This is a genomic window from Vicinamibacteria bacterium, from assembly GCA_035570235.1.
GTDB lineage: Bacteria > Acidobacteriota > Vicinamibacteria > Fen-336 > Fen-336 > DATMML01.
This window is the reverse complement of the sequence record DATMML010000012.1, coordinates 84969-110414: the sequence shown is the minus strand read 5'-3', so window position 1 is coordinate 110414 and position 25446 is coordinate 84969. Positions and strand designations below refer to the sequence as shown.

The 25446-nt window shown below is 70.1% G+C and carries 18 protein-coding genes; 9 read left to right on the top strand and 9 right to left on the bottom strand.

Annotation, left to right across the window (positions count from 1 at the left end; all coding sequences use genetic code 11):
* Positions 1 to 13 precede the first annotated feature (13 nt).
* Together VN461_01935 and VN461_01930 are read left to right on the top strand one after the other, a co-directional pair.
* A complete protein-coding gene (locus VN461_01935; protein HXB53509.1) occupies positions 14 to 1009 on the top strand; it encodes an inorganic phosphate transporter in 996 nt (331 codons plus the stop codon).
* Positions 1010 to 1044: 35 nt separating this feature from the next.
* Positions 1045 to 2457: a rhodanese-like domain-containing protein gene (locus VN461_01930; GenBank protein ID HXB53508.1), complete on the top strand. Its 1413-nt coding sequence runs from the start codon at positions 1045 to 1047 to the stop codon at positions 2455 to 2457.
* 388 nt (positions 2458 to 2845) lie between these two features.
* On the opposite strand, the gene VN461_01925 is transcribed toward VN461_01930, so the two are convergent.
* Genes VN461_01925 through VN461_01915 form a run of 3 tightly spaced genes read right to left on the bottom strand, consistent with a single transcriptional unit; the run spans position 2846 to position 6979 of the window.
* Entirely contained in the window at positions 2846 to 3244 is a 399-nt protein-coding gene (locus tag VN461_01925; GenBank protein ID HXB53507.1) for a DUF309 domain-containing protein, read from the bottom strand.
* 1 nt (position 3245) lies between these two features.
* Positions 3246 to 5378, bottom strand: a complete 2133-nt coding sequence (gene ppk1 / locus VN461_01920; GenBank protein HXB53506.1) for a polyphosphate kinase 1 — start codon at positions 5376 to 5378, stop codon at positions 3246 to 3248.
* A complete protein-coding gene (locus VN461_01915; protein HXB53505.1) occupies positions 5375 to 6979 on the bottom strand; it encodes an HD domain-containing protein in 1605 nt (534 codons plus the stop codon). Before VN461_01915 ends, ppk1 begins: the two co-directional genes overlap by 4 nt.
* A 175-nt stretch (positions 6980 to 7154) precedes the next feature.
* Here VN461_01915 and VN461_01910 point away from each other — a divergent pair, with 175 nt between their 5' ends.
* Positions 7155 to 8060, top strand: a complete 906-nt coding sequence (locus tag VN461_01910) for a CHAD domain-containing protein (GenBank protein ID HXB53504.1) — start codon at positions 7155 to 7157, stop codon at positions 8058 to 8060.
* Positions 8061 to 8100: 40 nt separating this feature from the next.
* Positions 8101 to 8592 (top strand): histidine phosphatase family protein, encoded by a 492-nt coding sequence (locus tag VN461_01905; protein HXB53503.1) that lies wholly within the window; start codon positions 8101 to 8103, stop codon positions 8590 to 8592.
* Here the strand turns inward: VN461_01905 and VN461_01900 are convergent.
* Both VN461_01900 and VN461_01895 read right to left on the bottom strand, forming a co-directional pair.
* Positions 8589 to 10799: a hypothetical protein gene (locus VN461_01900; GenBank protein HXB53502.1), complete on the bottom strand. Its 2211-nt coding sequence runs from the start codon at positions 10797 to 10799 to the stop codon at positions 8589 to 8591. The two genes, VN461_01905 and VN461_01900, sit on opposite strands and share 4 nt — an antisense overlap.
* Positions 10800 to 10873: 74 nt before the next feature.
* Entirely contained in the window at positions 10874 to 11380 is a 507-nt protein-coding gene (locus VN461_01895) for a DinB family protein (GenBank protein ID HXB53501.1), read from the bottom strand.
* Positions 11381 to 11448: 68 nt separating this feature from the next.
* Between VN461_01895 and VN461_01890 the strand changes: the two genes are divergently transcribed.
* Together VN461_01890 and VN461_01885 are read left to right on the top strand one after the other, a co-directional pair.
* Positions 11449 to 12750, top strand: a complete 1302-nt coding sequence (locus VN461_01890) for a hypothetical protein (protein ID HXB53500.1) — start codon at positions 11449 to 11451, stop codon at positions 12748 to 12750.
* A complete protein-coding gene (locus tag VN461_01885) occupies positions 12747 to 14984 on the top strand; it encodes a hypothetical protein (protein HXB53499.1) in 2238 nt (745 codons plus the stop codon). The genes VN461_01890 and VN461_01885 overlap by 4 nt, the downstream gene beginning before the upstream one ends.
* On the opposite strand, the gene VN461_01880 is transcribed toward VN461_01885, so the two are convergent.
* The 3 genes from VN461_01880 to VN461_01870 all read right to left on the bottom strand — a co-directional run bounded on the left by VN461_01880 (position 14926) and on the right by VN461_01870 (position 20931).
* On the bottom strand, positions 14926 to 16512 hold the full coding sequence (locus tag VN461_01880) for a glycosyltransferase family 39 protein (protein ID HXB53498.1): 1587 nt from the start codon (positions 16510 to 16512) through the stop codon (positions 14926 to 14928). The two genes, VN461_01885 and VN461_01880, sit on opposite strands and share 59 nt — an antisense overlap.
* The gene (locus VN461_01875) at positions 16509 to 19085 is read right to left on the bottom strand and encodes a CehA/McbA family metallohydrolase (GenBank protein ID HXB53497.1); all 2577 of its coding nucleotides are present in this window, start codon (positions 19083 to 19085) and stop codon (positions 16509 to 16511) included. The genes VN461_01880 and VN461_01875 overlap by 4 nt, the downstream gene beginning before the upstream one ends.
* Before the next feature lie 115 nt (positions 19086 to 19200).
* A complete protein-coding gene (locus tag VN461_01870) occupies positions 19201 to 20931 on the bottom strand; it encodes a thiamine pyrophosphate-binding protein (GenBank protein HXB53496.1) in 1731 nt (576 codons plus the stop codon).
* Positions 20932 to 21104: 173 nt separating this feature from the next.
* Here VN461_01870 and VN461_01865 point away from each other — a divergent pair, with 173 nt between their 5' ends.
* From VN461_01865 to VN461_01855, 3 genes are read left to right on the top strand one after another with little or no spacing between them, the layout of a single operon-like run.
* Positions 21105 to 21257 (top strand): hypothetical protein, encoded by a 153-nt coding sequence (locus VN461_01865; GenBank protein HXB53495.1) that lies wholly within the window; start codon positions 21105 to 21107, stop codon positions 21255 to 21257.
* 2 nt (positions 21258 to 21259) lie between these two features.
* A complete protein-coding gene (locus VN461_01860; protein HXB53494.1) occupies positions 21260 to 22942 on the top strand; it encodes a sodium:solute symporter in 1683 nt (560 codons plus the stop codon).
* The gene (locus VN461_01855; protein HXB53493.1) at positions 22942 to 24294 is read left to right on the top strand and encodes an adenylosuccinate lyase family protein; all 1353 of its coding nucleotides are present in this window, start codon (positions 22942 to 22944) and stop codon (positions 24292 to 24294) included. The genes VN461_01860 and VN461_01855 overlap by 1 nt, the downstream gene beginning before the upstream one ends.
* A 127-nt stretch (positions 24295 to 24421) precedes the next feature.
* Here the strand turns inward: VN461_01855 and VN461_01850 are convergent, their stop codons facing one another.
* A complete protein-coding gene (locus VN461_01850; protein HXB53492.1) occupies positions 24422 to 25378 on the bottom strand; it encodes a hypothetical protein in 957 nt (318 codons plus the stop codon).
* Positions 25379 to 25446 lie beyond the last annotated feature (68 nt).

Genomic DNA, 25446 nt, shown 5'->3' with positions numbered 1-25446 from the left:
CAAGACTGGTCTCATGCTTCCCGAAACCTGGGTTCTCGTCTTCATCATCTTGGTCGCCCTTACCTTCGACTTCCTCAACGGCTTCCACGACGCTGCCAACTCCATCGCGACCGTGGTCTCGACCCGGGTCCTCTCCCCCCAGAGGGCCGTGCTGTGGGCGGCCTTCTTCAACTTCGTGGCCGCTTTCGTGCTCGGAACAGGGGTGGCCAAGACCATGGGCAAAGGAATGATCGACTTGAGCATCGTGACCGAGGAGGTGATCCTGGCCGGCCTACTGGGGGCTATCGCCTGGAACCTCATCACCTGGTACTACGGCCTTCCCGTCTCGTCGTCTCACGCGCTGATCGGCGGCTACGCGGGGGCGGCGGTGGCGAAGGCCGGATTCATCGCCATCCTGCCCGGGGGCTGGACGAAGACGCTCATATTCATCATCTTAGCGCCGCTCATCGGTATGTTCTTGGCCTTTCTTTTGATGGTCTCCATGACCTGGATCTTCCGGCGCTGGCGCCCTTTCCAGCTGGACCAGCTCTTCCGCCGGTTGCAGCTCGTTTCCGCCGGCCTTTACAGCCTCGGCCATGGGGGCAACGACGCCCAGAAGACCATGGGGATCGTCACTGGCCTGCTCGTGACCGCTGGGCGCTTGAAGACCTTCGAGGTCCCGCTGTGGGTCGTGCTCATCTCTCACGCCGCGATTGCCTTGGGGACGATGTTCGGGGGCTGGCGGATCGTGAAGACGATGGGGACCAGGATCACGAAGCTCCAGCCCTTCGGAGGGTTCTGCGCCGAGGCCTCGGGCGCCCTAACCCTCATGGGAGCAACCCTGAGCGGCATTCCGGTCTCCACGACCCACACCATCACCGGCGCGATCATTGGCGTTGGCGCCACCCGCCGGCTCTCGGCCGTGAAGTGGGGGGTCGCCCAGCGCATTGTCTGGGCCTGGGTTCTCACCATCCCCCTTTCCGCGGCCATGTCTGCGCTCTCCTACCGCGCTCTTCTTTTGTTCTGGTAGCCCCGCCGGTAATGGTGGGTTTATCCTTGGGAGCAATGGAGTTTGTGCAGTTCTACCTGGGCTGCCTGGCCCACGCCTCTTACTTGATCGGGTCGGAGGGCGAGGCGGCGGTGGTGGACCCGCGGCGTGATGTGGACGAGTACCTCGAGGAGGCGCGGGTGCGGCGCCTTGCCATCCGCTACGTGATCGAGACCCACCTGCACGCGGACTTCGTGAGCGGCCACCGCGAGCTGGCCGAGCGCACGGGGGCCGAGATCGTGTTCGGCGCCCGCGCGGGCGCCGGCCTCCCCCACCGCGCGGTCCGGGAGGGCGACGAGCTGCGGATCGGCACTCTGGTCCTGCGCTTCCTGGAAACGCCGGGGCACACCCCGGAGAGTATCTGCATCCTGGTAACGGACACCGGGGTCGCACCCGAGCCGCGGATGGTCCTCACCGGAGACACTCTTTTCATCGGGGACGTGGGCCGCCCCGACCTGGTGGGGGCCAAGGGCTTCGCTCCCGAGACCATGGCGGGCATGCTTTACGACTCGCTGCACGGGAAGATCTTGAAATTGCCCGACGCGGTCGAGGTCTATCCCGCCCACGGCGCGGGCTCGCTCTGCGGCCGCAATATGTCGAGCGAGAAATCGTCCACCATCGGCCAGGAGCGGCGCACGAACTATGCCCTCCAACCCATGTCAAGGGCCAACTTCATCAAGATGATGACCGCCGACCTACCCGAGGCCCCGTCCTACTTCCCCCTAGACGTCGCTCTCAACCGGCAGGGGGCCGCGCCCCTCCGCGACCATCCCCTGCCGCCAGCCCTGGCTCCGGAGATGGCTACCCGGCTCGGCGAGCAGGGGGCCACCTTCCTTGACGTCCGCCCCGCCTCCGCCTTCGGGGCCGGGCACGTCCCCCGCTCCGTCAACATCGGCCTCTCCGGCCAGTTTGCCTCCTGGGCGGGGACGCTGCTGCCGGCCGGCCACCCCCTCCTGATCGTAGGCGAGGATGAGGCCGGGGTCCGTGAGGCCGTCACGCGCCTGGCCCGGGTCGGGCTCGAGAGCGTGGCGGGCTACCTCCAAGGTGGGCTGGCCGCCTGGGACCGCGCGGGACGGCCGGTATGGACGCTCCCCCAGATCACGGTCGACGAGCTGCGAGCGCGTGTCCGCGAGGGGCGGCCGGGCCTGCAGGTGGTGGACGTGCGGCGGCCCGGGGAGTATGCGGCGGGGCACGTCCCCGGCGCGCTCAGCCGGCCGCTCGACCGGCTCGAGCGAGAGATCGGCACCCTCGACCCGGCCCGCCCCACGGCCGTGATCTGCGCCGGCGGCTACCGTTCGAGTGCCGCCACCAGCCTGTTGCGCCCCCGGGGCTTTAGCGACCTCAGCAACGTGGTGGGCGGGACCAGCGCCTGGATCGCCGCCGGATACGAGGTCGAGACCCAGTCGGACGGGCCCAAGACCGGGCCCTGAAGACGGGATGGAGCGCGTCTGCCCGCCCGCGGTCATCCCGTGCTCCAAAGAGCGCGATCAAGCGCCCCCTCCCTTGGATCGTCCCCGGGGGCCCCGCCGGTGCGCGAACGCCGTGACCTCGTGGCCTTGGCCGAGGGCCTCCGCCAAGAGCCGGTCTCCGATCTCGCCGTTCGCGCCGAACACTGGTAACCGCTCGGCCGAGGTCTGCAATCCCGGCGACGAATTCGGGATTCAGGTCCCGGAAACTCAGGCCGCAGCCTCCGCAGAGCGTAACCACCAACGCCAGTAGGTGCCCGCGCGCTCAGGGGTTCCTTGCATCATCGCCTCCCTCGCCAGATCGGGGCTAGTTACAGGAGCGCGACACAGGTTCAGAGGCAGCGGAGCAAGGTCAGGCCGGTCCGGAGCTTCGGTACTTGGGAAGGCCGCCCAGCCCATCCGGAAAGCCCTGGCCGGCCTCGATCCGGGCCAGCCAGGATCGAAGGTCGTCGCGCAACTCCCTGAGCTCGAGACCGCAGTACCTGTCGCTGTACTTCTCTAGCCGCTTAAGACCACGTTGGAGCAGGGTCAGGGCGCCGCCCCGGTTCCCGTTGCCCAGGTGGTAGAAACCCACCGCCACTTGGATGAGGCCTTGGAAGAAGTCGCGGGAGGGACCGCGGATCCCCATCCACAAGTCTTCCAGGGTGTCGTGGCACTCGAAAAAGTAGCCGTCGTTGAACTGGGCCATCCCCTTCTCGAGACTGAGACGCTCCTCCTCGCTGAGCCGCGGTTCCGGAGGGCCGCCCTCCACGCTAGGGCTTGCCGGCGGGGGTGACCAAGGGCTCGAGGGTCACGCCCGAGACCACGCGGGCTCGCTCCAGGGTCCGTTGGGCCTCGCGATAGAGCTGGATCTGGGCCCGGAAGGGCTCCTCGCCCTTGGCCGGCCGGCGCCGCTTGTAGCTGCCGTCTGGCTGCAGCCGCCGGGTCTTGACGTTGTCCTGGAACATCGCCTCCAGGGCGGAGAGCACCTTTTGCCGCGCCTCCGGGGATTCCACGGGGAAGAGCAGCTCGATCCGCCGGTCCAGATTCCGGGGCATCCAGTCCGCACTCGAGAGATAGACCTCGTCGTCGCCGCCGTTCCGGAAGTAGAAGATGCGGGCGTGTTCCAGGAAGCGGTCCACGATGGAGACCACCTCGATCGTCTCGCTCACGCCCTTGACCCCCGGTCGCAGGCAGCAGATGCCGCGGACATTCAGACGGATCTTTACCCCCGCCCGCGCCGCCCCGTAGAGGGCGCGAATGATGTCCTCATCGACGAGGGCGTTCATCTTGGCCCCGATCTCCGCCGCTTGGCCGGCGTCCGCCCGTTGCCGCTCCCTCTCGATCAGCTTCAGGATCCGCTCTCGGAGCTGGGTGGGGGCCATGGTCAGCTTCTTCATGTGGGGGGGGTCGGAGTAGCCGGTGATGGCGTTGAAGAAGGCGGACGCGTCCTCGCCGATCTCGCTCTCGGAGGTCATGAGCCCGAAGTCCGTGTAGAGGCGGGCCGTGCGGTCGTTGTAGTTGCCGGTGCCCAAATGCACGTAGCGGCTGATCCCTCTCTGGCCCCGGCGCACGACCAGGCAGATCTTGGCGTGGGTCTTGTAGCCACGGATCCCGTAGATCACGTGCGCCCCTGCCTCCTCCAGGCTCTTGGCCCAGCGGATGTTGGATTGCTCGTCGAAGCGGGCGGTGAGCTCCACCAAAACCGTGACCTGCTTACCGTTTTCGGCCGCGCGGGCCAGGGCCCGCACCACCGGCGAGTCACCGCTCGTGCGGTAGAGGGTCTGCTTGATCGCGAGCACGTCGGGATCCTCCGCCGCCCGCGTCACGAAGGAGATCACGGGGTCGAAGGACTCGTAGGGGTGGTGGAGGAGGAGGTCCCGCTGGTCGAGGAGGGCAAAGAGGTCCGCGGGGGCGGGCTCTATGGCGGCCAGCGGCCTCAACGGGGGGTCGCGCAGGTCCTCGAGGGCGGGCAGGTCCACGAGGGGGAAGAGGGCCCGGATGTCCAGGGGCCCCCGCACGCGATAGACGTCCTGGGCCTCCAGTCCCAGGCGTTCGGCGAGGACGCCGAGGAGGGCCTCCCCCACCCCCGCCTCCACCTCCAGCCGCACGATGCCGCTCTGGCGCCGGTGGCGGAGCTCCTCCTCCACGACCCGGAGGAAGTCGCGCCCGCCCTCGTCGTCCAGGTCCAGCTCGGAGTCCCGAGCGATGCGGAACACCGCGGTCTCCCGGACCTGCTGGCCGGGGAAGAGGGCGGGCAGCTCGCCGCGGAGGATCTCTTCCAGGAGGAGGTAGGTGGTGCCGTCCCCCCCGGGCAGCCGCACCAGCCGCGGGAGTCGGGCCGGCACCTGGACCACGGCCAGCCGCGTGTGTTCCTCCCCCTCCTCGGGGGCGAGGAGCAGGGCCAAGTTCAGGCTCAGGCTGGCCAGCATGGGAAAGGGGCGGGAGGAGTCGATGGCCAGGGGCGTGAGGGCGGGCAGCACCTCGTCGTGGAAGTAGCGGGCGACGGCCGCCCGGGATCCGGGCTCCAGGGCCTCGAGGGGCAGGATGCGGATCCCCCGCCCCCCCAGCCCCGGCAGAATCTCGCCCGTCAAGGCTTCGTAGAGCCGGTCCACCATGGCGTGGGCCCGCTCCGAGATCTGTTGGAGCTGCTGGCTGGGGGTGAGCCCGGCCAGGTCCGCTCCCGTGTCCCCCTCCCGGACCGCGTTCTTGAGGGCGCCCACCCGCACCATGAAGAACTCGTCCAGGTTTCCGGCCACGATGGTGGCGAACTTCAGCCGCTCCAGGAGGGGGTTGTTGGGGTCGGTGGCCTCCTCCAGGACGCGGCCGTTGAACTCGAGCCAGGAGAGCTCGCGGTTCAGGAACAGCTCCGGTTCGCGCTTGCGGTCTTTGGACGGGCCCTTCACAACCGCACCCCAGCCTCCCGGAAGGTCAGCCGACGGCCGAAGACCTCGGTCAGTTGGTCGGCCCGGGAGAGCGCGGCCAGGCGCTCCATGGTCAAGTCCCCCGCCCCCTCCACCTCCAGGACCCAGCCCCCATCCTCGGGCAGCACGTGCACGTCCTTCACTTTCTGGAGGTGGTCGGCGTCCAGGGCGTTGGCCACACGCAGGAGGGCAGCCAGCTTGTTCACGACCACGCGCGCGTCGCTGTCCAGGGACATGTAGGGCAGGTGGGACCTCTGGGGCGCGGCCCGCCGGTGGTAACGGGCCACATTCGAGACCACCGCCATGTCGTCGCGGGAGAGGCCGAAGATCTCGGAGACGGAGAGCAGGTACTGCGAGTGCTTGTGGTGGCCGCGCAGGTTCACGTAGATCCCGATGTCGTGCAAGAGCGCCGCAACTTTCAAGAGGAGCCGGTCCCGGCTGCCCAAGCCGTGCTCGGCCTTGAGCTCGTCAAAGAGGCGGGCGGCCAGGTGGGCTACGTTGTGGGCGTGGGGTGCGTCGTAGCGATAGCGCTCCCCCAGGGCCGCCGCGCTGGCCAGGACCTGGCGGCTGAAGTCCTCGATGCCATGCCCCTCCTCCCCGCGCACCATGTCCAGGAGCAGGCCGGCCCGCAGGGATGCATCGGGGGCCAAGATCTGGTCGGCCTGCGTCTCCAGCAGCAGCTCGCGGCAGGCCAGGAGGGCGGGGACGAGCGTCTCCGCCTCCGCCAGGGGGAGCCGGTAGCGCTCCACGAGCTGGTCCACGTCGTCGGCCGCCACCTGGTCGCAGAAGGCCAGAAACGGCTCCTTGGGCAAGGCGGGCACCCCCACCGCCGCGACTTCCTCCCCCAGGATCTGGGAGGCCGCAAACCGCACGTCGCCTCCGGGGGCGATGAAGTGCCGCGCCTCGCGCAGCGGCATCTCGCGCCGGATGTCCTCCACTACGTTGTGGATGTGTCGCCGGAGCAGCCTCATGCGCTGCTCGTGACTCCCATGCCAGGAAGCCAGGTTCTGTCGCATGCGAATGGAGCCCAAGGCGTAGGTTCCGGAATGGGTCGGTTCACCCTTGGACAGGAAGGAGAGGTCCGCGCTGCCCCCCCCCACCGCCACCAGGAGGGCGTCGCCGCCGGTGAGGGCCTCGTGGTCGCGCAACCTCTCGCGCACGGCCAGGTAGGACAGGCGGTTCTCCTCCGATCCGTCGATGACCTCCACGTCGATCCCTGTGCGTAGCCGCACGCGGTCCAGGAACGTCTCGCGGTTTTGGGCCTCGCGCACCGCGCTCGTGGCGACCGCACGGTAGCGCACGACTCCATACGTATCCATGATCCGCCGGAACCCCTCCAAGGCCTTGAGGGTCGCCTCCACCGTGGCCGCCCCCAGGCGGCCGTGGGTGAAGGTGTCCTTCCCGAGGAGGACGCCGCGCGAGGCCTCTTCGAGGACGCGAACGGGCTGACCGGGCAGGGCTTCCGCCACCAGCAAGCGGATCGCGCTCGCGCCCATGTCCACCACCGCCAGCGGCCGCACGGGCTCCGGGGGGGGCGGGGCGGCACTCTTGCGGCTGAGGGTCCTTTTGCGGGGCCCCGCCAATTCAGGCCTCCTCGTTCATCGGCATCGGGTTCACAGGATAGCGGCCGAGTCCGGCGCCGGAAGGGCGACCGGAGCACCCCACATTGTACCCGCGACCCCCCTCCTCCTTCCCGCGCGCGGGATTGTGGCCCGGGGGTGGCCGTGCTATGTTCGCCGTTCAACTCTGCGAGGACCAATGCCCCCGGCGAGCCCACCTTCCCAGTCCGACCGCGCCTCCCCGCTCCTGAGGCAGCGGATCCGGGGGGTTTTCCGCCACCTGCCCAAGGGCCTAGCCGGGAACGAGGAGTCGCTCCATCAGATGCGGGTGGCGGGACGGCGCCTCCGGGTTGCGCTGCCCCTTCTGGCCCGCAAGCCCTCGGGGAAGCGCGTCCGGCGGGCGCTCCGGATCCTGCGCCAGCTCACCCGCGCCGCAGGCACCAGCCGGGACCTGGACGTGAGCGTAGACCTCCTGCAAGCCCGCCTGCGCGCCCAGGGCCCGAGCCCGGAGCACTCCCTCTTGCAGCGCCGGTTGCGCGCGGCCCGTCGTCGAAGCCGTACCCGCATGGCGGAGGCCCTCATGGACCTGGAGATCGCCCGCCTGCGGCGGGACCTAAGGACCATCGTCAGCCAAAGGGCAGAGGATGTGTTCACGGTCCTCTCTCGACTGCGCGAGGCTCGTGACTTTCAGGGTCAGATCCTGCTCGCGGGTTTTGAGGAGCTCGGGGACCGTTTCGACCCCGTGGGCCTGCACCGGCTGCGGCGGCGGGCCCGCCGGCTCCGTTACGTGGCCGAGCTGGGCGACCTGCTCCGGGGCGAGGAGTCGGAGGCCCCCGCACTCTGGAAGAGCCTGCAGGATGAGATTGGGTCTATCCACGATCACGATGTGCTCGCCGCCTGGCTCGGAGGGCAAGCGCGGGCGGCCGCGGCCCGGGGCCAGGAGGCGCTCGCGGCCCTGGCCCGGACGGAGCAGGCCGCGGTCTTGGACCTCGGGAGCGCCCTCCACCGGGCCCTCCTGGGGCGCCGGCCCGCGGAGGTGGCCACGCGCGCCCTGGAAGCCATGGGACGCCCGCGCGTTGCGACATCACCCATGCTGGCAGGCTAGAGGCGCGCGGGGACGGTTACGTGACTTTCCGGCGACCGCCATGCACCTGCTGATCATCCGCCACGCCATCGCCGTCCCCCGGGGAACGCCCGGCATCCCCGACGCGGATCGCGCCCTGACCCCGGAAGGGGAGAAGAAGTTCCGGCAGGCCGCGCGCGGCCTGGCCCGCATCCGGAAGCGGCCCGACGCGCTGCTCACGAGCCCTTGGCGGCGAGCTCTGCAGACGGCGGAGATCGCCGCCGAGGCCTGGGGCCGTATCATGCCCACCAAGACGCCCGCCCTGGCCGGCGGCAGTTTCGAGGACCTGGCCGCCGCTCTCGCCGATCACTCCCCCTCTTCCACGGTCGCGCTCGTCGGCCACGAACCGCACCTCTCGGCCCTCCTGGCCAAGCTGCTGGGCACGACCCACGACGACCGGCTGACCTTCCGCAAGGGCGGGGCCGCCCTTCTCGAGCTGCCCGGAGGGCTGGAGGAGGGCGGGCAACTCGTATGGTACCTGCCCCCCAAGATCCTGCGGGAGCTGGGGGCTTAGGCCGGCCGACTCTCCCCCAGGGCCCGGCTGGCGGCCGCGGCCAGCAGGTAGCAGGCGCACCCGAGGGCCATCGCGACCCGGAAGCCCAGGGAGACCGCCACCACCATCGTGGCCAGCGACCCCACCACGGAGAAGATTCCGTTCAGCCCCCAATAGAAGGCGGGGGCGGGGAAGGGCCCCCGGCCGGTCCTCTGGAGGCCGCGCGGGAAGGGAATCCCCATCGCGAAGCCGAGCGGCGCCACCAAGAGGATCGCGACCGCGATACGAGCGGGCAGGGGCAAAGGCAGCAGGCGGGGGACGATCTCCGGGAGCGCGAAGGCGTAGGCGAGGCCGAGGCCAGCGGCGGCCAGGCACGCGGGGGCGGCGGCAAAGGCGCCACTCGCGCGAGCGCCCAGGCCCCCCGTGGCCAAGAGGGTGAAGAGGAGGATGGACAGGGTGAAGATGGGATGGCCCAGGAGGAGGGTCAAGTTCTGCAGGAGGGCCAGCTCCACCGCGATGAACCCAAGGCCCAGCCCGGAGAAGTAAACGAGGGAGGCGGCGTAAGCGCCAGTGCTCTCGCCCCTCGGCTTGCCAAAGGCCACGAAGGCCAAGCAGAGCAGGCCGACCAGAATCAGGATCCGCAGGAACCCTTGGCTCATGGCCGGGGGCAGGCCCCACGGCTTCTCGCGCGCGAAGAAGAAGGGCCGGTCGTCGAAGACCGGGTCCACGCGCACCGGGGCCTCGGCCACATACTCGGCTAGGGTCTTGCGGCCCGAGAAGAGGTCCGCGTAGGGCTCCGCCACTTCCCGGCCGGGGAGGATGACCGGCCGGGCCACCTTCCAGGCCTGGATCTGCGCGGTCTCGCCCTCGCCGAAGGGCCGCCGGCGCAGCATGAAGATCATCTGCGGCGGGTCGGGCGTGGGCGGCGCCCTCTCCAGCATGGCCACGATGCGCGGTCCCGCGTCCTCCCTCCCCAGCAGGGCCACCGAGTTCGAGACCAAGCGCGGGATATCCACGTCCCAACGCAAGATCACGAGCATCCCCTCCGGGGTCAAGTGGTCGTAGTAGGCCCGGAACGCCTCCGTCGTGTAGAGGTGGTTCTCGGAGAGGCTGAGCCCGCCCGAGGCAACCGCCGCCCAGGAGTCCACGAAGCCGAGCAGGATCACGTCGAACTTCTCCTCGCTGCGGCTGATGAAGGTGCGCCCTTCGCTGAGCACGGCCTTGACCCGGGGCTGGTCGTAGAGGTTGCCCGCATCCGCCCCGAAGTGCCGCACGAAGCGCAGCATCAGGGGGTTCATCTCCGCCGCCGTAACCACCTCGCTGCCCGCGGCCAGCGCCACCAGCACATCCGACCCTCCCCCCGGCCCGATGACCAGGGTCCGGGGGTGGGGAGGAGCGAGCTTGAAGGGCAGGGCACGATACCAGTCGCGCAGACCGGTCACGCTCTCCGGTCGTCCGTCCCAGGAGAGGATGTTGGTCCAGGCGTCGGAGTCGATGTAGAGGCGGGCCAGGTAGGGAGGGGGAAAGCCGGTCACGGCGTCGATGCGAGAGTAGGCGTTCCAGCCCGTGAGGGCGACCCGGGCCTCGGGGGTGGCGGCCAGGTGCTGGTACATCCCCTTGGTGGGAGCGCTCCGGATCTTGAAGAGCCCGGTCCGCTCGTTCAGGGCCACCCCGGTGACGAGCAAGATCGCGCCGACCGCGGCGGCGGGCAGCACTCGCCGCGAGAAGCAGGCGGCGGCCACGAGGGGGAAAAGGGCCACCGCCAACACGGCGGTCTCCCCACCCAATGCGGAGAGGAGGAAGGTAATGGTGAGCGCCCCCACCGAGGCCCCCAGGAGATCCGCAAAGTAGAGGTTGCCCGCGATATCGCGCCGGAGATCGAAGGCCATGGAGAGGGCCATGCCGGCGAGAAAGAACGGGCCCAGGGAGACGAGGAAGTAGAAGAGCAGGCGATCGGGGTGGAAGGGGAGGCGCACGATCAACCAGAGCCCCAAGGGGATGGCGGCCGCGTAAAGGAGGGTGAGGAGTGCGGTCTTCTGGAGGGAGAAGGCGATCCGCTTCCGGAGCAGGTGGACCGCGAAACCACCCAGGCCCCAGCCCAGGAGGGCCACCGAGATGGCCACGAACGTGAAGTGGTACCAGATGGTGGCCGAGAAAATGCGGGTGAGCCCAATCTCGAACATGAGACCGGACAGGCTGATGAGGAACATGCCGAGGTAGAGGGTCATATCTAGGGGGTGTGCCTCCTTGGCGAAGCCGCGGCAAATTACGGAAAACGGGCCGCCCCGTCAAGGGGAGGCGGTCAGTGCGGGAGAGGTCCGAGCGGGGCTCGGCGTTCGAGCAGCTGGTAGATGTGGTGGGCCTCGTGGTGAGCCAGGTATTCGACGAGGAAGTGAACGTCGTAGTGCGGATACGTGGGGTGGCGGCCCCGGCGGTGCCACTCCGCGGGCGACAGCTCCCCTAGGCGTGCGTTGAAATGGTCGCGATCGCGGAGGAAAGCGGCCCGAACCTCGGAGGCGGGACGGGCCGCCATCTTTTCAAACTCCACGTCGTTGTCCGGACTGTAGGCGGCCAAGGCGGGCTCCTCCTCGGCCAGCATGGCCTTGAGCCGGCCCTCGAAGACCTGCTGCACCCGCCACATGTGGCAGACCAGCTCCTGGAGCGACCACTTCTCGGGGATGGTACGCGTGGCCAGCTGGGTGTCATCCAGACCGGAGGTCAACCGGCGCACGTCCTCCGCCTGCCGCGCCAGCCGCTCCACGAGGGCGAGGTGGGCGGCGTGCTTGTCCGGGGGGTGGGTGTCCCGCATGGGCCCGGACGTTACGCCGAGAAGGCGGGGCCCGTCAAACGCGGTGGCGCGGGTTAGACTAGCCGCGCATGACCCGGCGCCTCTGCCTCGTGGTCGCGGTGGTCTTCGTGCTGGGCCTGCTCGTAGCCCCCCGCGTCTACCATCAGTACGACGTCGTGGATTGCTTTCTGGCCTGGGCCCGGGCCTCGGCAGGCGCGCGGCCGTGGGGCGTCTACACCCCGGGGGCGGGGGCGGACAACTGCGACTATCCCGCCCTCGTTCCCTACCTCCTCACTTTGGCCGAAGCGGGACGACGGGTTTTGGGCGCGGCCGCGGTCAGCGCGACCTCGGTGCTGCTCCTGAAGCTGCCCGGCCTCCTAGCCCATCTCGCGGCGGCTCCGCTCGCCGGCCTCGGCCTGCGTGGTCCGCTCGGAAAGGCTCCCTCGGTCCGAGCCGCCGCGCTCCTGGCCGCTTGCCCGGCGCTCTTCGTGAACAGCGCGGCCTGGGGCCAGTTTGACGTGCTCCTGGCGTTGTTCCTTCTCGCCGCCCTGGTCGCGCTCCTGCGGGGCGGAGTCTGGGCGGGGGGCGCGGCCCTGGGCCTGGCCCTGGCCACCAAACTCCTGGCCATCGTGGTCGTGCCCCTCATGGGGCTGTACGTGGGGCTTCGCTTCGGCTTCAAGAGGCTGGCCGCCTGGGTGGGCGCCGGCGTCGTCGTCGTCCTCGTTCTAACCCTCCCCCACGTGCTGGGAGGCGCCGGCCGTGGCGTCGTCGCGGCCTACACGGGGGCCGTGAACTACTACCCCTACCGCACCGCCGAGGCCTACAACACCTGGTACGTGCTCGACCGCTACGACGTGCTCGTGCGGGGCCTGAGCCCGCCGCTGGCCCGGCGGGACGATCGGCCCGCGCTCGGCCCCCTCACGTACCACCACCTGGGGCTCCTCGCGTACGGCGCCTACACCGCCCTCCTGCTCGCGGTCCTGGCCCGGCGCCCCACGCCCTCCGTCCTTCTCTGGACCTTGGGCCTGCAGCTCTTCGCCTTCTTCATGCTGCCCACCCAGGTCCACCAGCGCTACATCGTCCCTGCGGTCGCGTTCCTGGCCGTCCTCGCCCCCCTCTCCCCGCGCGCCCTCGTCCTCTTCCTGGGCGTCACCGTCACCGCTACCCTCAACCAGGGCCTCGACCTCGTGCGGGCGCTGCCCGCGGAGGCCGCCATCGCGGGCGCGCTCACAACCGCGGACCTTCCCCTGGCCACGCGCACCGCCCGGGACCTGGGGGCGGGGATCGCGCTTCTGAACGTCGCCCTCTTCGCCTTCGCCACCTGGGCCTTCTGGCGGGAAGTCGTCCGGGCCGGCCCCGCCGCGCCCGCCCTCGCCGACGCGGGTCCGTGAAGCTGCTTCGCCTCCTCCTCCTCCTCGCCGTCCTGCCCCTGGCCACGGGCGCGGTGGTGGTCACGTATCAGGACGCGAGCCTGACCCACATGCCCGCCCGAGCCGTGATGGCCGAGCAGCTCCGGGGAGGTACCTTCCCCTTCCTGCACCCCGGCGCCTCCGGCGGGGAGCCCCTGGCCGGGAACCCGAACTTCGGCCTCTTCTTCCCCGAGACCCTGCTCCTCTTCGTTTTACCCCTGCCCGTGGCCTTCGGCCTCCGCTTCGCCCTCCCCCTGGTCCTCGCCTTCCTGGGCGCGCGTCGTTGGGCGCGCGCGGAGGGGATCCCGCCCCCGGGCGCGGAGACGGCCGCCCTGGCCTTCGTGTTCTCCGGCGTATTCCTGTCCACCTGGCGCTTCTATAACAGCGGTCTCGCCCTCTCCGTGGCCCCCTGGGTGCTCGGCGCGGTGGTCAAGCTCGGGCGACGGGCGCGGGCGGGAGAGCGGGCGGGAGTTCGGTGCGCCGCCGCCGAGCTCGGCCTCTGGGGTGGCCTCGAGGTCCTGGCCGGGGAGCCGGTGGTGGCGCTGCTCACCGCCGTCCTGGCCGGCACCCGAGCCCTGGTCGGCCTCAAGGGGTCCTTCCCCCCCCAGGGTGGGCGGCGCCGCGCGTTCGCTGGCCTCGCGGCGGGGGCGCTCCTGGCCGGGCTCGTGGCCGCACCCCAGCTGGCAGCGACCGCGCAGATCTTCCCGGACTCCAGCCGGGAGCGAAAGCCCTTCCCATTCGTTATCGCCACCGGGACCTCCGTTCATCCCATCCGTTTGCTCGAGCAGGTGGTGCCCTTCCCCTACGGGCGGCCCGATCTCAGGGGGCCCCTGGGCTTCGCCGGCCACGAATTCTTCGACAACCATCCTCCCTATCTCTGGACCCTCCACATCGGGCTCCCGACGCTCGCCCTCCTCCTGCTCTTCGGCCGGCCGCGGGCCCCCGAGGAGCGGCTCTTCTGGATGGCGGCGGCGGGCTCGGCACTTCTCTCGTTCGGGAGGTACTTGCCGGGGGCCAAGAGCCTGTACCCGCTCCTGTCCCTCGGGGGTCGCATCCGCTTCCCGGTGAAGTGGTGGTATGTGGTGGCCCTGGCCGTGGTGCCGCTGGTGGGATGGGCGGCGGCGCGGCTTGGGGAGGGCGAGCGGGCGTCGCGGGGGCGGTGGGGAGCGGCTCTCCTCCTCCTGGGGGGGTGCGTCCTGATCCTCTCCCGCGCGGCTTTGACGCCCCTGGCCCTCCTCGGACCCTGGGTGTCGATCGCGGCGGCCGCGGCCCTCATCGTGGAGGCCCGACGGGCGGGGCCCCGAGCTCCCTCCGCGCTGGCCCTCGCCATCGTTTTGCCCCTGCTCCTCTCTGCCCTTCCCCTGCTCTTCGCCCTCCTCGATCGCCCGCCCCCCTCTCCGCCCCGCGTCACCAACGGCCGGATCTACGCCCGCCTCACCCTTGAGGCGCACGCCCTCGGAGTGGAGGAGGGACGAGTCCGCGATTTCTATCGTCGCGCGAACCCCGAGCTGTGGCCGCTGACCGCGGCCCAGAGCGGCGCCGGCTACGCCTTCGACGCCGACCCCGACGGGGCCTACGCCGACGACGACCGCGCGGTGCGCAAGGCCCTGGAGGCCCTCCCCTGGCCGGACCGCGCCGCCGAGCTGCGCCTGGCCGGCGTGGACCGGGTTCTCTCCGATGAGCCGCTGCCCGCGCCCTACCGTGCGCTAACGGTCCTGAACGCGGCGGAGGGCGTCCGCCTCTATGCCCTCGAAGGGCCCGCGGCCGCGGTGCGCTTCGCCACCCGCATCATCCAGAGGCCCTCGCTCCAGGAGGGGATGGACCACCACCGGAGCCCCGGCTTCGACCCCGACACCGACGTGGTGCTCCCGGGGCCGGCCTCCGTGGTGGGCGAGGCCCGGCCTGCGCAGGTGGAGGTCGTGCGGCAGACCGAGGACTTCCTCAACGTGCGCGTGGATGCCCCCGCGCCGGGGGTGCTCGTCTGGTCGCGGACATTTTTCTCGGCCTGGCGGGCCGCCGTGGACGGGCGGCCCGCCCCCACCGTCCTCGCGGACGGCCATCTTCTCGGCGTCCCCGTCCCCGCCGGCGCCCATCGGGTCGAGATCGGGTGGTCCAGCCGTCCGGTGGCCGCGGGGGGTGCCCTCCTGGCCCTCGGCCTCAGCGGGGCGGTCCTGCTCCGGTTTTGGAGAGAACCTCGCGCAGTCGGTCCGGCGTGACCCGAAAGAGCAGATAGCTGTACCCGATGTGGCCTATGGGCGTGAAGTTCTCCCGCAGCCAGCGGTAGCGCTCGGGCTCATAGACGCCCACGAGCTTGTTGGCTCCCACCAGGAGAAGGCCGGGCTGGGGCAGGGCGGGCTCGATCACGAGGGGGGCCTCGGGATGCCGCTCCTGGTAGCGGGCGATGTCCCAGGACCGGTCTTCCCAGTCCAGGTTGGAGTCGGCCAGGAAGCGGTAGGCGTTGACCCGGCGCCCGATGAGCTCGTTGAAGTAGGACATGTAGTGTGGGTGGTAGGAGAGGGTCGAGCCCGCGTGCCAGGCGGTGAGGACGAGGACGAGGCCGGCCCCGCGGCGGCCCACCGCCCGCCCCGCGCGCCCCGCATACACGATGAGGCAGACGAGGGCGGGCAGGAGATAGCGGATGCCGAGCTGGGGCGCGACGAGCAGGCTGAAGAAGGCGGTGATGAGGACGAAGGGCACGAGCAGGAAGGCCGCGTCGGGGGGGGACTCTCCGGAGCCGGGCGACCGCGCCGCAAGCAGCAGGAGGAGGAAGAAGGCGAGCGGGGTCTTCAAGAGGAACATGAGGGGAAAGGCGTAGGCCGTGCCCTCCGTGTTCAGCCGTCCCAGGACGTAGTTGTTGCCGCGGCCCACGTCGGGGTGCTCCTGCACGTAGTAGGAGAAATCGAGCCCGAGGACGAAGACCCGCGGCAGGGGCAGGGGCAGGGGCAGCCGCCCCAGGGGCTGCAGCCGCTCGCTCTTCCAGGCGTAGTGGTCGCTCCGCTCCATCGTTCCCCGGAAGAGATAGGCCGCGTTCAGGAAGAAGAGCAGGAGGACGGAGAAGGCGGCGGCCGCGAGGAGGGGCGGGGCGAGGCGCTCTCCGCGGCGGCGGCGGTCCAAAAGGGTCCAGGCCAGGAGCACGCCCAGGACGGGCAGGATGAGCAGGCTCGTGTACTTCGAGAGAAGGGCGCCCACGGCGGCCAAGGCGCAGGCCAGGAGGTTGGGCCCGGCGGGACCCCGGCCCCGACCGAGCCGCCAAGCCGTCCACAAGCAGGGCACGACGAAAAAGGCAGCCGCCACGTCGCTCGTGACCTGCTTGCCGTGGGCGAGAAACGAGGGGTTGAACACGTAGAGGGCGAGGGCCAGCAGGCCGGCCGACGCGCCGAACATCTCGGAGGCCCAGCCGAATACCGCCGCCCCCAGCAGGAGGGCGAAGAGCATGGTGGGGAGGCGGACGAGGAGGCGGCCGGCCTCCGTCGCGTCCACCTCCCTCTCCCGGCAGCCCTCCGCCCGGCAGGCGAGCGCGTTCAGGGCCAGGATGGGCATGCGCTGGCCGTTGGGTGGCGGCGTGGGGCCCCGCGAGAGCACCTGCTGTCCGTAGGCCAGGTTGTCGTACTCGTCGTAGGAGAGCTTCTTGTGGAGGCTGCTCAGGACGAGGAGCGCCGCCATCCCCACGAGCAGGGCTCCGGCCAGGAGCCCGCGGGCGACCGGGCGGTCCTGGCCCCCGGGCGACTGAAGGGAGGAGCTCACGGTCGGGGGCGGGCCCCGGAGGGTCCCGTCGCGCGCTCGCGATAGACGGCGCCCGCCTCCGCGAGCATCTTGAGCACCGCCTCCTTCTCCCCCGCCGTGTTCCAGCCGGGGTGGCGGCCGGCCCAGGTTGTCAGCCGGTCCACCCAGGCCCCGAAATAGAGGGCGTCGGCCCGCGAGCGCACCGGCTCACCCTCCACCGTCACGTAGATCGGGCTCGTGGTGCCGAAGGGGTAGGCGTCGAGGACGGGGTAGCGGGCGTGGTCACTCCAGGCCCGCGCCAGATACCAGGCGGACCCCGGGGCCGCGGGCAGCCTCACCGTCGCCTCCGCGGCCATTCCGTCAGGGGCGAGCGGAACCGTAGCCACCACCTCCCCGTTGCCCACGACCTCGAGCCGGTCCACGGCCACGAAGGACTTGAGGCGCACCCGGGCCTCGAGCGGCTGGGGCCCCGTGGACAGCATGATCTCGCCCCCCACCTCCGCCCACGGGAGGTCCGGGTGGGCCGGCCGCAGCTCCAGCTCCACGAGGGGTCCGTTGGTTGCCATGGTGCGCCCGGCCTTGATCGCCTCCAAGAAGCGGCGGTGGTCCAGGCCATTGGACCGTGCGAACACCCGGTTCATGCCCACCGGCCCGCGCAGGGAAGCGTAGTTGGTCATGGCATCCGTGCCCGCCCCCGCCGGAATTCGGAAGCCGCAGTTGAGGAGCCGATACCAGAACCGGTTCGTGGCCAGGTGGTCGCTGAACCCGACGACCTCGCAATAGTCGACCCGGCCGAGCGCGGCGTCGACGGGCAGGCCCGCAACAAGCGAGGCTTCCGCCTGCTCCGCTCGGGGGTCCTCGTCCAGGGGGTGCACGTAGCCGCTGATCGCACCCTGGGCGCGGGCCAGATCGGTGACCAAGGCGTTGGGGGGAAAGAGGCTGGCGGCGGCGGTGTTGACGTAGTCCGCGTACCCGGGGAGGAGCACGTGGTCAGTGAGGCCCAGGAGCCCCAGGTGGCCCCAGGAAGAGGTGTGGTACTCCTGGTCGTGGACGAGGAGCAAGTTCGCGCCGGAAACAGGGTCCGGCCGGCCCGTGAAAGAGACGATGTCGGGGAAACGCTGCTCCTTGTTGACGATCAGGTTCTCCACCACGTGCACGTCCTCGGCGCCGGCCTGGAAGGCCAGGTGGCGGGGATCGGCGCGGTAGGCCCCGCCATAGTTCATGTGCACGTGGAGGTCGCCGCTGTACCACCCGCGGGCCGGCATGTCCGCCAAGCGCTCGAGCACCAGGCGGAGGGTGCTCTTCCCTCCCGCCTCCACGATGAGCCTCTGCTTCTGAACCCGGTACTCGGGCCCGTGGGAGACCTCGACCGTCACCTCTCCCGCGGGCAGGGTCAGCTCTGATGCGCCCGGGCTGTGAAAGTAGCCGTACTCCATCTTCCGCTCCGAGCGGTCGAAGGCGTCGTCGGCGTGCCGCCAGGCGTCATCGGGGGCGAAGCTGCGGCCGTCGGGGCCGGTGACGCTCAGGCGGACGGGTGTGAGCGGCCCTCCCGCCGTCGCCAAGACCTCGACGCGCAGGCGCCCCACCTCTCCGAGATGCCGCCGCTCGGAGATCTCCACCTTCTGCCGCCGGCCGCCGGGGATCTCCTGGATCCAGAGCGACAGGTCCCCTCCCTCATTAGAGATGTAGGCGATGCGCCGGCCGTCCCGCGACCAGCGCGGTGCGGTGGCGTCGAACTCGCCGTAGCCGATGGGGAAGGGATCGCCCCCTTCCGCGGGCAGGAGAAAGAGCTGGTGCCAGGAACGGCCCAGGTACGAGGTGTACACGACCCGCTTGCCGTCAGGTGACCAGTCGGGGCGCGCTTTCCAGGACGTTTCCTCGTAGTGGATCTCCCGGCCGGGGGAGCCGGGGCTCGCCCTCATGCGCCAGAGGCCGCCGCTGCCGTAGACGTGACCGCGGTTGGAGACGTAGAGAATCTCCCTCCCGTCCGGCGACCAGGTCGGGGACAGGTAGTGATCGTAGCGGTCGTAGTAGTAACGGGGCAGGCCGCTGTCGTGGTCCTCGGTGAGGCGGGCGAGGGCACTGGCGACCCCGTTCTCCAAGTCCAGGGTATGGATGTGGAAGCGCCGGTTGTAGACAGTGGAGACAAAGGCCAGGCGGGTGCCGTCGGGGGAGAAGCGCGGCTCGAGGTTCACGGCCCGGTTGCGGAGGAGGGGGCGGGTCCGGCCCGTGGCCGTCTCCAGCTCCCAAAGGTCGACCGCGTCGTCCCGGTAGGAGGCATAGGCGATGAAACGGCCGTCGGGAGACCAGTCGGGCTGATAGTCGTAGCCGGGGCCGTCCGTTACCTGCCGGGCCACCCCCGAGCCGGGGACGAGACGCCAGAGCGAGCCCTGCATGGAGATCACGAGCTCTCCTCCATCGGGGGACCAAGCCACAGCGCTCGGTCCACTTGTGGCCTGGGGCAGGTACATCTCGCGGTAGTAGTACCGGTGCGGGAGGGCGATTTGCTTCAGAACCGGCTCGCGCTGGGCGGTCGCGGGGAGGGCGGCCAGCAGGCCCAGGATGGAAAGGCCAGAAGTCCCGCCCCTGTTCACGGCTGAGGCCTCCCTGCCTCGCCAAGTGTCGCGGCGGCCCACCGGGCCGTCGCCGTGCCGGCGCTGAAGGGCCCCCCGCCGCTACCTCCATAGATAAGGTTGCCGGCGGCCATGATCACATCGAGATCGAGCCCTTGCGGAAGTCTGTCTTGCCGATGATGGCGTTGACGAAGACCGGGTGGCCGGCCCGGGCCGCCGCCTTGGCCGCGGCCAGAACGGCGGGGGCGTCTTCCGCCGCCCCGATCGCGAAGCCTTTGGCCCCGAAGCCTTCCGCCACCCGGTGGTAGTCGGTGGGGGCGAGGACGGTGCCCACGTCGTCCTTGAGCAACTCCACCTGTTCGCGCGCGATCTGGGTCCAGGCGGCGTCGTTGCCCACTACCGCGATGACGGGGATGCGGTGGCGCACGAAAGTGTCGGCCTCGGCCAGGCTGTACCCGGCGGAGCCGTCCCCGTAGAGGATCCAGACCTCCGCGCTCGGCCGGACGAGCTTGGCCCCCAGGGCGAAGCCCGCTCCCACGCCCAGGGTACCGAAGGCGCCGGGGTCGAGCCAGGAGAGAGGGCCGCGTGGGCGCGTGATGTAGGCCGCGGACGAGACGAAGTCGCCGCCGTCGGCCACGATCACGCTGTCCGGGTCGAGGGCCCGATCGATCTCGCGGCAGAGCCGGAGCGGGTTCATCCCCCCCGCGGAGGGGGCCTCTGAGAGGGTCTCGATCTCCGCCTCCCGCTGGGCATCCCGGGCGCGGAGGGTCTCCATCCAGGCCGCCCGGGCCGGCTCTCCCTTGGCTTCCCGGGCCAGGGCGCGGAGGAAGAGGTCGGGTGCACCCAGCACGCCCAGGTCGGGGCGGCGGTTCTTGCGCAGATCCACCCGGCTGAGGTTGGCGGAGATGAGCACGGCCCCCCGGTTGATGTGATCGCCGTAGTCGAGGCGGAAATCGCAGGGCGTCCCAGCCAGGATCACGAGGTCGGCTTCCCGTAGGGCTTGCTTCCGATGGTGCCGGAGCTGCCGGGGGTGGTCGGGGCCGAGCAAGCCGCGGGCCATGCCGGAGAGATAGACGGGAAGGCCGAGGGCACCCACCGCCTCCGCCAGCGCATCCACCTCCAAAGGCGAGAGCAGAGCCTGGCTGCCGATCAGGAGAACGGGCCGCTGGGAGGCAGCAAGGTAGTCGGCCGCCCGCCGGACCCCGCCCGGACTCGGGGCCCGCGGGGCCACGCGGCGGGGCGCCCGGGGCGCTTCCCCTCCCTCCCCGAACACCTTGCGCAGGTGTCGACGGATGTACCACTGAAGGGCCAGGTCGCGGAGGCTCCTCGCCTTGTCGCCCGTCTTGGCCACGTACCACTGCCGCACGAGGGCGGGATCGTAGAGCAGGTCCACCGGGCACTCCACGAACACCGGCCCCGGTACGCCGGAGCGGGCGGTCAGAAAGGCCCTCTCCAGGGTCGAGCCCAGGTCGGAGACCCGGTCCACGGTGGTGGCCCACTTCACGTGGGGGCGCATGAGGGCCATCTGGTCGATGTCTTGGAGCGAGCCCCGGCCCTTGAGAAGAGTGGCGGTGGCTCCCCCTAGCACCACCACCGGCGATTGCGCGAGTTGCGCGTTCTTGACCGCGGTCACGGTGTTAGTGGCGCCGGGACCGGCGGTGACCGCGGCCACCCCGGGAACGCCGGTCAGACGGGCCACGGCGTCGGCCGCGAAGACGGCGTTCGCTTCGTGCCGGACGTCCACCACGCGGAGGCCCCGTGCCTTGGCGGAGACCAGGATGGGCGAGATATGCCCACCGCACAGGGTGAAGAGCCAGCTCACGCCCTGCTGCTTCAGGACGTCGGCAATGAGATCTCCGCCCGTCATGGCCGCGGGGATGCTACCACTTCAGCCCGGGGGACGGGCGGTGAAGGTGGGGGATGCGGGCCCTCCGCGCCGCCACCAAGGGCGGGTTTCCGCCCAACGCGGGTGACGCTGGGCGGCAGGTTACTGTATCCTCGCTCTAGGCCCGCCGCTTCGCGGCGGGCGAGACCTCAGGCATGGAACCCCTCCCGCCCGGGAGCCCGCCGGCCGGCGACGACCAGGATCCGGTGCCCGTCTTCGGCACCTGGCGCCGGATCTACACCGCGGTCATCCTCTGCGCCCTGTCCGTAATGGGTCTCCTCGCCCTCTTCTCATCCTGGAAATACTGAGGGTGACCCCCATCGACTGGGTCGTCCTCGTGGGTTACGTCCTCGGCATCGTGACCTTCGGCGTGTTCATGGGCCGGGGCACCCGGAAGATCGACGACTTCTTCCTGGCCGGCCGGCGGATGCGGTGGTGGGCGGTGGGCCTGTCCGTGATGGCCACCCAGATCAGCGCTATCACGTTCGTGGGCACCACCGGTCAGGCCTACACCGACGGCATGCGCTTCCTGGTCGTCTACTTCGCGCTCCCCTTCGCGATGGTGATCCTCTGCCTCACGTTGGTGCCCTTCTTCTATCGGGCCCGGGTCTTCACCGCCTACGAGTACCTGGAGCGGCGCTTCGACCTCCGCACCCGTACCCTGACCAGCCTGCTGTTCCTCCTGTCGCGGGGCCTGGCCGTGGGGGTGACGCTCTACGCTCCCTCGCTCGTTCTCTCCGTCATCTTGGGCTGGAGCGAGGGGGCCACCATCTTGTTCATGGGGGGCTCCACCGTGGCCTATGTGCTGTACGGGGGGAACAAGTCGGTCATCTGGACGGACGTGGTGCAGATGGGCGTGATCTGGTTCGGGATCTTGCTTTGCGTGGGGGTGGCGATCGCCCAGCTCCCCGGCGACGTGGGCCTGCGCGACGCCCTGGCCCTGGCCCAGACCGCAGGCCGGCTGAAGATCATGGACACGAGCCCCAGCTTGACCACGCCCTACACCCTCTGGGGCGGCCTCATCGGCGGCCTCTTCCTGATGCTTTCCTATTTCGGCTGCGACCAGAGCCAGGTCCAGCGCTACCTATCCGGAAGCAGCCTCACCCAGAGCCGCCTCTCCCTGCTCTTCAACGCCTTCCTCAAGGTCCCCATGCAATTCCTTATCCTGCTCACGGGGGTGCTGGTCTTCGTCTTCTACCACTTCCACGCCTCGCCCCTGCTCTGGAACAACGTGGCCCTGGCGCGGTTGGAGCGGGAGGCGCCCCGGGAGGTGGCGGTGGTCAAGGAGCGGTTCGAGCGGGCGCAGGCGGCCCGGCGGGCGGCGGCGGAGGCCCTCGCGGAGGCCCGCCACCGGGCGCAAACGGCCGCCCCCGAGGCCTACCTCGCCGCCAACCGCGAGCTTGAGGCGGCGCGGGGAGAGGCCCGGGGCCTCGTGGAGAGGCTCAACGGGGGGGCTCGCTACAACGACACCAACTACATATTCCCGTCCTACGTCCTCGCTAACCTGCCCCGCGGGCTGGCCGGCCTCGTGATCGCGGTCATCTTCGCCGCCGCCATGTCCGCCCTCTCCGGCGAGCTCAACTCCCTGGCCACCGCGAGCATGGTGGACTTCTACAAGAGGCTCTTGGGGCGGGCGGGGACCGACGCCCAGGATCTCCTGGCCTCGCGTTTGATGACCGCCTTCTGGGGCGGCTTCGCCTGCCTCATCGCGTCCCAGGCAGGTAGGTTCGGCTCCGCGATCGAGGTCGTGAACCGGTTCGGCTCCTATTTCTACGGCTCGATCCTGGGCGTCTTCGCCCTCGCCGTCCTCGCCCCTCGGGCCTCCGCGCGGGGCGCGTTCTTCGGCCTCCTCGCCGGCATGGCTACGGTGGCCCTGGTCGCGGGGCTGACGCCCATCCACTTTCTCTGGTACAACGTGGTGGGGGCGACGAGCGTCTTCGCGGCCGGGCTTCTGATCACGGCCCTCTTTCCCGCCTCCGAGGCCCGCGCCTAATGCCCTCCACTGCTTTCGACTCCTTCTACCTGAAGGACCGCTACGGCTCCCCGGCCATGCGCGCCATCTGGGACGATCGGGCCATGATCCAGCGATGGCTGGACGTGGAGGCGGCCCTGGCCGCGGTGGAGGCGGAGCTGGGCCTTGTGCCCAAGGCCGCCGCCCGGGCCATAGCCCGGGCGGCGCGGGTCGAGCGGCTCGACCTTCGGGCCATGAAGCGGGAGTTCGACACCACCTGGAACCCTGTGATGCCGCTGGTGAACGCGCTCCGCCGAGTGCTTTCCCCCAAGAGCGCGCGCTGGGTGCACTGGGGCGCCACCAGCAAGAACATCATGGACACGGGGACCGCCCTCCAGATCAAGGACTCCTACGCGGTGGTTCTGGCCGGCCTCGACGTGGTGGCCAACCTCTTGGCCGGCCTGGCCCACCGCCATCGGGGCACCTTGATGGCCGGCCGTACCCACGGCCAGCACGCGCTACCCCTGACCTTCGGGTTCAAGGCCGCGGTCTGGCTGGACGAGATCATCCGCCAGCGAGAGCGGCTCCTGGCCAGCCGGCCCCGGGTGCTGGTGGGCGAGTTCGGGGGAGCGGTAGGCACCATGGCCTCGCTCGGGCGAAAAGGCCTCTACGTGCAGAGCCGCTTGCTGAAGCGCCTGGGCCTGGGCGTCCCCCGCATCCCGGCCAAAACCGCGGGCGACCGGTTCGCGGAGTTCTTCCTTCTGCTCGCCATGCTCTCCGCGACCCTGGGCAAGATCGCCCAGAACATCTACAACCTCCAGCAGACCGAGATCGACGAGGCGACGGAGTTCGCGGAGGGTAAGCTGGGCAGCTCCGCCATGCCCCACAAGCTGAACCCGGTGGCCTCGGGGTCGGTGGTGCTCCTGGGACGCCTGCTGCGTGCGCGGGCAGGCGTCGTGCTGGACTACGTCCACTCCGAGGGGGAGGACGACCATCGTCAGGGGGAGACGGCTTGGTCCTTCGCCCCCGAGATCTGCCTGCTCATGGGGGCCCAGCTCGAGCTCAGCCAGCGGCTCTTGGCTACCCTGGTGGTGAAGCCCGAGAACATGCGCCGCAACCTGGAGCGCAGCGGGGGGGTCGTGCTCTCGGAAGCAGTCATGATGGCCCTGGCGGAAAGGATCGGGCGCGACCGCGCGCACGCCCTCGTCCTCCAGATTTCGCGGCAGGCCCGAGCGAAGAAGGTGGCCTTCCGGGAGGCCGCGGGCGCAGACCCGGAAGTGCGCCGTCACCTCTCCCCCCGCCGCTTGGCCTCCGCCCTCGAGTACCGGAACTCGCTCGGCCTCGCCGGCCACTTCGTGGACGAGGTCCTGGCTGCCCACCGCCGGAGGCGCTGACGTGGGCGCGGGCCCGTCCCAGATCTAGGGGCCGGAGTGTGAAGTCAGTCCCGGATTTGAGCCTACAAATGCGCGGGCACCGTCCAAGTCCACGATTTGGAGGGCGCGCGGCGCAGGGGGGAGGCCGCTAGGGCCTGGGGCTGGGTGGCTGGGGCAGGTCGGGGACCGCGGCCACCAGGTCTGGGGACAGGGGCTTTAGTTGGAGTTGATCGGTGAGAAAAGCGATGCGGTCGCGCCGCGCTTCGGCATTGAGTGCATGGGGCGCCTCGTACATCTTGAAGCGCTTGGGTTCGCTGACGATGGCAGCGTATTGCTTGGCGCGCGCCGGGGTGAGGAAGTCCTCTTTGGTTGCGTACTGCAAGAAGACGATGGCGGGCGCGGCCCGGGAAACGAATTTGCCGGGGTCAAGCCACTCGTACCTAGCCGCAAAGCTATCGAACTTCTCGGGGCCCACCTTTTGACGGTATCGCTTGTACTCGTCGGATTGCGCATTGACTTCGTCGGAAAGCGGGCCCGCCATTAGAACAAAGGCTTTGAAGCGCTTGTCGATTCCGCTCAGGAAACCGCCGACTTCCGCGTTATAGCTGTGGCCCACATAGGCTAGGCGCTGAGGATCGACGTCTTGCCGTTCCAGCAGGAGATCGGCGCCTCGGCGCATGTCCACCACGGCTTGGATGAGATCGGTCGCCTGTTGTTCGCTCAGCGGCGTCTTGTCGTCAACGTGGCCTGGGCGGGCGCCGGGCCCTGTGGTGAGCAGAGAAACGACCCCCGCCTTGGCGAGAATCACAGCTTCATCGAGAAATTCGTTCCTGTTGAAGAAGTCGGAGTTTGGCCAATACCAATGCCCCCAGAGGACGGTAGCGAATCGGCCCTTGCCATCGGGCACCACAAGGTAGGCGGGAACGCGGCCGCCCTTAGGGCTGGCGTAGGTAAGGTCGTGGACGGCCACGTCGCCGCGATGCTCGACGCCGACTTCCCGAATGTCGAGCGGGGCCTTGGTGTCATAGTCAAAGGCGTGGGTGTTGTCCTGGCCACAGACGGTTGCGGCGATCGGGAGCAGCAGGGCGGTAAATAGGAGTCGCATCGATACCTTTCCCCACCTAATAGACGGACGGAGCAGCGCAGGGGTTGGCACGCCACTGCCCCAGGCCT